Source organism: Micromonospora sp. D75 (assembly GCF_018070405.1).
GTDB classification, from domain to species: domain Bacteria; phylum Actinomycetota; class Actinomycetes; order Mycobacteriales; family Micromonosporaceae; genus Micromonospora; species Micromonospora chalcea.
In genome coordinates, this window is the sequence record NZ_JAGPXV010000258.1 from 1 (window position 1) to 7,781 (window position 7,781).

Below are 7,781 nucleotides of genomic sequence, written 5' to 3' on the forward strand. Positions count from 1 at the left end.
GTTGTCCCGCAGCCCCTGGATCAGCGCGGCCGGCAGCCGCTGCGCCCGCAGCGCGTCGAAGTAGGCCAGCGACGACCCGAAGGCCGGTGCCGGCACGCCCGCCCGGGCCGCGTCGGCCACCACCCGTCGCCAGGCCGGTACGCCGGCGCTGACCCGCTCGGCGAACCACGGCGCGACGAGCAGCGTCGCCAGGTCCGGCTCCGCGTCGTACGCCTCGCGGATGCGGTCCAGGAAACCGGCCCGGATGATGCAGCCACCCCGCCAGATGGTGGCCGTGCCGCCGAGGTCGATGTTCCAGTCGTATTCCCGGCTGCCGGCGCGGATGTGGTCGAAGCCCTGCGCGTACGCGACGATCTTGCTGGCCAGCAGCGCGCGGCGCACGTCCTCGACGAACGTCTCCCGGTCGTCCACCTGCCACTTCTCGCCCGCGTCGGCGAACACCCGGCGGGCGGCCTCGCGCTGGCCGGCGTGCCCGGACAGCGACCGGGCGAACGTGGCCTCGGCGATGCCGGTGATCGGAATGCCCAGGTCGAGCGCGCTCTGCACGGTCCAGCGGCCGGTGCCCTTCTGCTCGGCCTGGTCGAGCACCACGTCCACGAACGCCTGACCGGTGGCCGCGTCGGTGTGGCCGAGCACGTCGGCGGTGATCTCGATGAGGAACGACCCCAGCTCGCCGCCGTTCCACTCCCGGAAGATCTCCGCGATCTCCGCCGGGCTCGCCGACAGACCGGCCCGCAACAGGTCGTACGCCTCGGCGATGAGCTGCATGTCGGCGTACTCGATGCCGTTGTGCACCATCTTCACGAAGTGGCCCGCGCCGTCCGGCCCGACGTGCCGGCAGCAGGGCTCGCCGTCCACGTGCGCGGCGATCTTGGAGAAGATCGGCCCCAGCTTCTGGTACGACTCGGCCGACCCGCCGGGCATGATGCTCGGGCCGAGCAGCGCGCCCTCCTCGCCGCCGGACACGCCGGTACCGACGAAGTGCAGCCCGTGCGCGCGCAGCGCCTCCTCCCGGCGGCGGGTGTCGGCGAAGTGCGCGTTGCCGCAGTCGACGACGATGTCGCCCTCCTCCAGCAGCGGGACCAGCTCGTCGATCACCGCGTCGGTCGGGGCGCCGGCCTTCACCATCACGATCACCGCGCGGGGCCGCTCCAGCGAGCCGACGAAGTCCGCGAGCGACTCCGACGGCACGAACGTGCCCTCGTCGCCGTGCTCCGCGACCAGGCTGCGGGTACGTTCCGGCGACCGGTTGTGCACCGCCACGGCGAAGCCGTTGCGGGCCAGGTTCCGGGCCAGGTTGCGGCCCATCACCGCCAGACCGGTGACCCCGATCTGCGCCGTCGCCTGCTCTGCCATGCGTACCGCCACCTCTCGTCCGTACTGCCGTGCTGCGACCGTATCGCGGCCGTCGAGGATATGGGCGACGGTGTCCACAGGGCGTGACCGGCGGGTGGCCGTACGTCCCTCGGCTTAATTCGGCTGCGGGACTCGCCGGTGGCGCGATAGCGTTGCCGCATGCGTATGTGACGCCCCACCTCCGAGCCCGGTCCACCGCCGCGAGTGCCGTGGACCCGTCCTGCTCCGGGCGTCCGCATCCTTCCCCGCCACCGTCGGTCGCGGTGTCTGTCGTGATCGGAATGCGCCGGAGCCCTCGCTCGGCGCGTCCCGGTCGGCGCGCCCGCACGACAGGAGGCCCGCGAATGCCCGCGAAGCGCAATCCGAAGAAGTCCCGCAAACAGTCCTCGCCGCAGGTGACCGCGCCGGCGCTCGACGCGCTCACCGCGCCGCCCGCAGTGGTGCTCCCGACGGAGCCGGTGGCGTCCGCCGGGTCCCTGGACGCGGCGCCGCATTCGGCGTCACCGGAGACTCCGGTCCTGCCCAGCGCACCCGCGACGCCGCCCCGATCCGGCCCACCGGCAGGGCGGCAGGCCCGGGTCGCCGGGCGCAGCCAGCGCGCCGGCCAGACCCGCTTCTACGCGTTCCGCCGGAGCTGACCGGCAGGCCGGATCCCGTCGCCCGCTGCCCGGGCAGGCCCCTCATCCGGGTCCTTGCCCGGGCAGCGTTTCTCCTTCCCGCCGCTCGCCCCCACCGCCGGTGTCCCTAGAGATCTTGGAAGATTTCGGCCCCTATGGGGACCATTTCCTACCAAGATCTTCCCCGACGTCGGTCGATCATGAAGTTGGCGGCGACAAAACGGGCAGCCCGTGCCGTCAACTTCATGATCAACGGGGGCGGGGCGGGGCGAGGCGGGGCGAGGGGGGTCAGCCGATCAGGGGGCGGAAGGTGCCCAGGGCGATGCTTGTCGCCAGAGCGGCGGCGGCCAGGAGGGCCGCTCCCACGACCAGCAGCGTGTCCGCGCCGGTGAAGCGCTGCGGGCGGGCCACGGTGCGCGGCGTACCCGCGTCGAAGCCCCGGGCGTCCATCGCGACGGCGAGCCGTGTACCGCGCCGGATCGCGCCCACCAACAGCGTGAACGCGGTCGACCCGAACAGCCGCAGCTTCGCCACCGGATTGCGGCCGGCGTCCACGCCACGGGCCCGCCGGGCCATGCTGATCATCCGCCATTCCTGCTCCAGCAGCGGCACCATCCGGAACGCGGCCAGCGCGCCGATGGCGAACCGGGCGGGCGCCTTCGCGTTCTGGATCAGCGCGTCGGCCAGGTCGGTCGGGTCGGTGGTGGCGAACACGACGATGCCGGGCAGCGCCACCGCGAGCATCCGCAGCACCAGGCCCAGCGCCGTGACGAGCACCCCTTCGGTGACCAGGATCGGCCCGGCCTGGAGCAGCACCGGGCCGGAGCGGTCGGCCGCGAAGAGCACAAGCGTGACCAGGATGCCGACGGCACCGGCGAGCAGCGGCCAGGCGCGGCGGGCCAGCACCCGGTAGCGGACGCCGAACAGCGGCAGCACCGCGAGTTCGACGGCGATGGCGACGGCCGGGGCCACCGGATCGAGCGTCGCCACCAGGATCAGCGTGAACACCATCGCGGCGGCCAGCTTCGCCACCGGGTTGCGCCGGGCCAGCGGAGCGCCCGGCGCGGCGACCGGTTCGACGTTGATCACGAGGACGCCCCCAGGGTGAGCGTCCGGTCGGCCAGCGCGGCCACGAAGTCCTCGTCGTGGGTCACCGCCACCACGCCGTGCCCGGCGTCGCGCAGCTCGGCGAGCAGGTCGATCAGTTCCAGCCACGTGCGCCGGTCCTGGCCGAACGTGGGCTCGTCGCAGATCAGCAGGCGGGGCGCGGTGGCCAGGGCCGTCGCCACGCTCAGCCGCCGCGCCTCGCCACCCGAGAGGGTGTACGGGTTGGCGCCGGCCAGCCGGTCCAGCCGCAGCCGCTCCAGCAGTGCGTCCACTGTGGCGCTGACCGCTGCCTCGGGCTGCCCGGTGCGGCGCGGGCCGAGCGCCAGCTCGTCGCGGACGGTGGCGGTGACGAACTGGTGTTCCGGGTCCTGGAACACCGAGCCGATCCGGCGTACCAGCGCGGGCGCCCGCCAGCGGTACGGGGGAGTGCGCGCGTCCCGCCCGGCCAGTTCCGCCGACGCGGTGACGCCGCCCGTGCCGGGTTTCAGCAGGCCGCCCAGGAGCAGCGCCAGCGTGGACTTGCCGGCCCCGTTGGGGCCGAGGACGGCGAGCGCCTCGCCGGCGCGTACCCGAAGATCGGTGGGGTCGAGCCGCGGCGGCAGGCCGAGCCGCTCCGCGGTGAGCAGCACGTCGCCGGGCGGCGTGGTGGCGTGCCGGGGTGGCGTGACGTGGCCGGGTACCCAGACCCCGGCGGCGGCCAGCGCGTCGCCGTGCGCGGCGAAGACCGCAGCGGGCGGCCCGTCGGCGCGCACCCCGCCGCCCGGTTCCAGCACCACCACGCGGTCGACCAGCGGCAGCGCCTCGGTGACCCGGTGCTCCACCAGGACCATCGTGGTGTCCGGGTCGAGCGCGTTCGCGACGGCCCGGCGGATCAGCGCGGCGCCGGCCGGGTCGAGGTTGGCGGTGGGCTCGTCCAGCAGCAGCAGTCCGGGGCGCAGCGCGAGCGTGCCGGCCAGGGCGAGCCGCTGCTGCTCGCCGCCGCTGAGCGCGGCGGTCGGCCGGTCCCGGTCGTACGGGAAGCCGACCCGGCGCAGCGCCTCGTCGACGCGGGGCCAGATCTCCCCGGCGGGCACGCCCCGGTTCTCCAGCCCGAACGCGACGTCGTCGCCGGAACGGGCCATGACGAGCTGGGTCTGCGGATCCTGGAACAGGATGCCGACGCGCTCGCGGGCCTTGCGCGGGTCCAGCCCGTCGATCTCGACGGTGCCCTCCTGCTCGCCGGAGTCCTCCGGCAGCAGCCCGGCCAGCGCCGCCAGCAGCGTGCTCTTACCGGCGCCGGAGGGTCCGAGCAGCAGCACCCGCTCGCCGCTCTCCACGCGCAGATCCACCCCGCGCAGAGCCCAGCGTTTCCGTCCCCCGTGCCGCCACCCGAACCCCCGCAGCACCACCCCGCTCACCGCCCACCACCCCCTCTCCCGGCCCAGCCTGCGTGATCAAGGAGTTCGCGTCCGGAAAACCGTGCCCGGCGGACGCAAACTCCTTGATCACCGGGGCGGGGCGAGCCGTCAGACCAGGGCGCGGTCGCGGCCGGCGGGGAAGCGGTCCAGGACGCCGGTGTTCGCCAGCGCGCGGGTGAGGACGTGCGCGCCCAGACCGGCGACGATCGTGGCGCTGACGATCGTGATCAGCGCGTACGGGAGACGGTAGGAGGCGAAGTCGTACGCCTTGTTCCAGTAGACGAAGTCGAAGATCGCCGCGCCGAGGCCGGTCAGCGCGCCGGCCAGCACCGCCACCGGCAGCTTGAACGAGCGGTACCGGAACGCGGCGAACGCCAGCTCGGCGCCGATGCCCTGCATCAGGCCCTGAAGGATCACGATGCTCGCCCACTGGCTGCCCAGCAGAGCGGAGATGATCGCGGCGACCGTCTCGCAGTACAGCGCGGCGCCCGGCTTGCGGATGATCAGGCCGGCGAGCACCGCCGGGATCAGCCACACGCCGTAGAGCACTGCCTGCGCCGGTGGGAAGAACGCGAACGCCGCGTCGGTGGCGCTCCAGAGCAGGCCCCAGGCCCAGAAGACGACGCCGAAGGTGACGGCGATGACCGAGGCGACGACGATGTCGACGGTACGCCAGCGGTTGCTGTCGGTGTGGTTCACGGTTGGCTCCCAGTTCGTCGAGGTGAACCAGGAGAAGACGCACGCCGCGCCCGGTGGTCACCGGACGGCGACGCGGCTGGAGGTCGACCGAACTCCCTGCGCTGGCATTACCCAGATCAGGTTCGAGGGTCTGCGGGCACCGGCCCGCACTCTCAGCGCTGTGCGCTCCCCTGTCGGATGTGAAGTTGTCTCGTCGCAGACGCTAGCACCGACCACGGGCCCCGGCCCAGCAGGGCGAGTGTCGGTATGGTGGCGATCATGCTGGTGGATGCGCGGGGACTGACGTTCGAGGTACGCGCCGGTGGCCCCGAGGGCGGTGACCCGGTCCTGCTGCTGCACGGCTTCCCGCAGCACTCCGGCGAGTGGGACGCGGTCACGCCCGCGCTGCACGCCGCCGGGCTGCGCACGTACGCGCTCGACCAGCGCGGCTACTCGCCCGGCGCGCGGCCGGCGGACGTCGGGGCGTACCGGATTCCGGAGCTGGTGGCCGACGCGGCCGGCGTGCTGGACTCCCTCGGGGTGACCCGCGCCCACCTGGTCGGCCACGACTGGGGCGCGATCGTGGCGTGGGGTCTGGCGGCGGCGCACCCGGAGCGGGTGCGGACGCTGACCGCGGTGTCGGTGCCGCACCCGGCCGCGATGGGGCACGCGCTCGCCACCGACCCGCGGCAGAAGGTCAAGTCCGCGTACATAGCGTTGTTCCGTAAGCCGGGTACGGCGGAGCGGGTGCTGCTGGCGTGGAACGGTGCCACGCTGCGCAAGCTGCTCAGCGGCGTGGGCGACGCCGGCGCGGTGGCCCGGTACGCCGAGCCGATGCGCGAGCCGGGGGCGTTGACGGCGGCGCTGAACTGGTACCGGGCGATGACCGGGGCGGACATGAAGGCGGTCGCTCCGGTCGGGGTGCCCACCACGTTCGTCTGGAGCGACAAGGACGTGGCGATCGGCCGGACGGCCGCGCAGGCGTGCGCCGCGCACGTCACAGGTGACTACCGGTTCGTGACGCTGCCCGGCGTCAGCCACTGGATCCCGGACGAGGCGCCCGGCCCGCTAGCCGAGGCGATCCTCGCCCGGTGCGCAGGAACGGAGGAGGCATGACGGTGAGCGCCGAGGCGTACCTGGCGGTGGTGACCGAGACGATCGGCCGGGTCGCCGCCGAGCAGCGGCGCAACGTGGCCGACGCGGCCGACCTGATCGCAGCGGCGCTGCGCGCCGATGGTGTGGTGCACGCGTTCGGCACCGGGCACTCCGAGGCGCTGGCCATGGAGATCGCCGGTCGGGCCGGCGGGCTGGTGCCCACGAACCGGATCGCGTTGCGTGACCTGGTGCTGGTCGGCGGCGACCCGGCCGACGTGCTGGGCCCGAAGCTGGAACGCGACCCGGCGGTGGCGCACCGCCTCTACGAGCTGGCGCCGATCCGGCCGCAGGACGTGTTCGTGCTCGCCTCGAACTCGGGCGTGAACGGGGCGATGGTCGAGTTCGCGTCCATCGTGAAGGAACGCGGGCACGGGCTGGTGGCGATCACGTCGGCGCAGCACTCGGCCCGGATGACGTCGCGGCACCCGTCCGGCCGCAAGCTCGCCGACTTCGCCGACGTGGTGCTGGACAACGGCGCCCCGTACGGCGACGCCACGCTGCCGCTGCCGGGCGGCGGCGCGGTGGGCGCGGTCTCGTCGATCACCGCGGCGCTGCTGGCCCAGCAGATCGTCGCCGAGGTGGTGGCCCGGCTGGTCGCGGCGGGGGAGCGTCCGCCGGTCTACCTGTCCGCGAACATCACCGGCGGCGACGAGCACAACGCCGAGCTGGAGGCACGGTACGCGGGGCGGATCCGCCGCGGTTCCTGAACCGGTTTCGTGATCATCCGTACGGGGCACAGGCGGTCCTGCCGGTGGGCGTTCACCCGCCGGCCGTGCCGTCTCCCGGGGAGGTCCGCGAGTGTCGAAGGAATCCGAGAAGCAGCGCTGGCAGCGCAACTTCGCCGATCTGTTGCAGGAGCTGCGCGTCGCGCAGACCGGCGTGCAGATCCTGTTCGCCTTCCTGCTGACGCTGCCGTTCAGCGCCGGGTTCGACCGGACCACCGAGTTCCAGCGTGACGTCTACATCCTGGCGCTGCTGACCGCCGCCGCCTCCGCCGCGATGATCATTTCTCCGGTGGCGTTCCACCGGGCGCTGTTCCGCCAGGGCCGCAAGCCGGAACTGGTGCGCTTCGCCCACCGGATGGCCACCGGCGGCCTGTTCTTCATGCTGATCGCGATGGTCAGCTCGGTCCTGCTGGTCTCCGACTTCGTGCTGGACCGGCCGATCGCGTTCCTGCTCAGCGCGCTCACCGGCCTCTGGTTCCTGATCTTCTGGGCGATCCTGCCGTTCAGCCGCCGCAACTGGGGCGACGACGACATCGACGACGAGGACGACGACCCGCAGACGCTCACCGGCGGCTGACCGTCCGCCAAATCGGACGTGCACGCGGCGCTACCCCTGGGTAACACCCGGGGGTAGCGTCGTTTTCGTCGAGCGCGTCGACGCAGCCGGACCGACGTGGAGGCAGCCGTGACCACCACCCAGAACAGCCGGCCCGAGTCCCCCGACGGCGCGGGGCCGCTGCCCGGCG

The 7,781-nt window shown here is 73.4% G+C and carries 8 protein-coding genes and 1 riboswitch; of the genes, 4 read left to right on the top strand and 4 right to left on the bottom strand.

Features of this window, described 5'->3' with window-relative positions:
- Window positions 1-1,356, bottom strand: a 1,356-nt coding sequence (gene gndA, locus KBX39_RS16770; protein ID WP_210871434.1) for an NADP-dependent phosphogluconate dehydrogenase, incomplete at its 3' end; no start/stop codon positions are given.
- Between the two features lie 344 nt (window positions 1,357-1,700).
- On the opposite strand from gndA, the gene KBX39_RS16775 reads away from it, so the two are divergent.
- Window positions 1,701-1,994 (top strand): hypothetical protein, encoded by a 294-nt coding sequence (locus KBX39_RS16775; RefSeq protein WP_210871436.1) that lies wholly within the window; start codon window positions 1,701-1,703, stop codon window positions 1,992-1,994.
- 267 nt (window positions 1,995-2,261) lie between these two features.
- On the opposite strand, the gene KBX39_RS16780 is transcribed toward KBX39_RS16775, so the two are convergent.
- The 3 genes from KBX39_RS16780 to KBX39_RS16790 form a co-directional block, all read right to left on the bottom strand.
- Window positions 2,262-3,062, bottom strand: a complete 801-nt coding sequence (locus tag KBX39_RS16780) for an energy-coupling factor transporter transmembrane protein EcfT (protein WP_113972678.1) — start codon at window positions 3,060-3,062, stop codon at window positions 2,262-2,264.
- Window positions 3,059-4,477 carry an ABC transporter ATP-binding protein gene (locus tag KBX39_RS16785; protein ID WP_210871438.1) on the bottom strand — a complete coding sequence of 473 codons (1,419 nt, stop codon included), beginning with the start codon at window positions 4,475-4,477 and terminating at the stop codon, window positions 3,059-3,061. The genes KBX39_RS16780 and KBX39_RS16785 overlap by 4 nt, the downstream gene beginning before the upstream one ends.
- Before the next feature lie 108 nt (window positions 4,478-4,585).
- Window positions 4,586-5,176: an ECF transporter S component gene (locus KBX39_RS16790; protein ID WP_104112440.1), complete on the bottom strand. Its 591-nt coding sequence runs from the start codon at window positions 5,174-5,176 to the stop codon at window positions 4,586-4,588.
- Window positions 5,177-5,251: 75 nt separating this feature from the next.
- A riboswitch (TPP riboswitch) is annotated at window positions 5,252-5,358 on the bottom strand.
- Window positions 5,359-5,434: 76 nt separating this feature from the next.
- Here KBX39_RS16790 and KBX39_RS16795 point away from each other — a divergent pair.
- The 3 genes from KBX39_RS16795 (at window position 5,435) to KBX39_RS16805 (ending at window position 7,612) form a co-directional block, all read left to right on the top strand.
- Window positions 5,435-6,271 carry an alpha/beta fold hydrolase gene (locus KBX39_RS16795; protein WP_210871440.1) on the top strand — a complete coding sequence of 279 codons (837 nt, stop codon included), beginning with the start codon at window positions 5,435-5,437 and terminating at the stop codon, window positions 6,269-6,271.
- The gene (locus tag KBX39_RS16800) at window positions 6,268-7,017 is read left to right on the top strand and encodes a sugar isomerase domain-containing protein (RefSeq protein WP_030503141.1); all 750 of its coding nucleotides are present in this window, start codon (window positions 6,268-6,270) and stop codon (window positions 7,015-7,017) included. Before KBX39_RS16795 ends, KBX39_RS16800 begins: the two co-directional genes overlap by 4 nt.
- A gap of 91 nt (window positions 7,018-7,108) precedes the next feature.
- A complete protein-coding gene (locus KBX39_RS16805; RefSeq protein ID WP_043329032.1) occupies window positions 7,109-7,612 on the top strand; it encodes a DUF6328 family protein in 504 nt (167 codons plus the stop codon).
- Window positions 7,613-7,781: the final 169 nt, after the last annotated feature.

Excerpts from the sequence above, each read along its gene's own strand:
- KBX39_RS16775 (WP_210871436.1), top strand. The coding sequence starts at position 1,701 with ATGCCCGCGAAGCGCAATCCGAAGAAGTCCCGCAAACAGTCCTCGCCG.
- KBX39_RS16795 (WP_210871440.1), top strand. The coding sequence starts at position 5,435 with ATGCTGGTGGATGCGCGGGGACTGACGTTCGAGGTACGCGCCGGTGGC.
- KBX39_RS16800 (WP_030503141.1), top strand. The coding sequence starts at position 6,268 with ATGACGGTGAGCGCCGAGGCGTACCTGGCGGTGGTGACCGAGACGATC.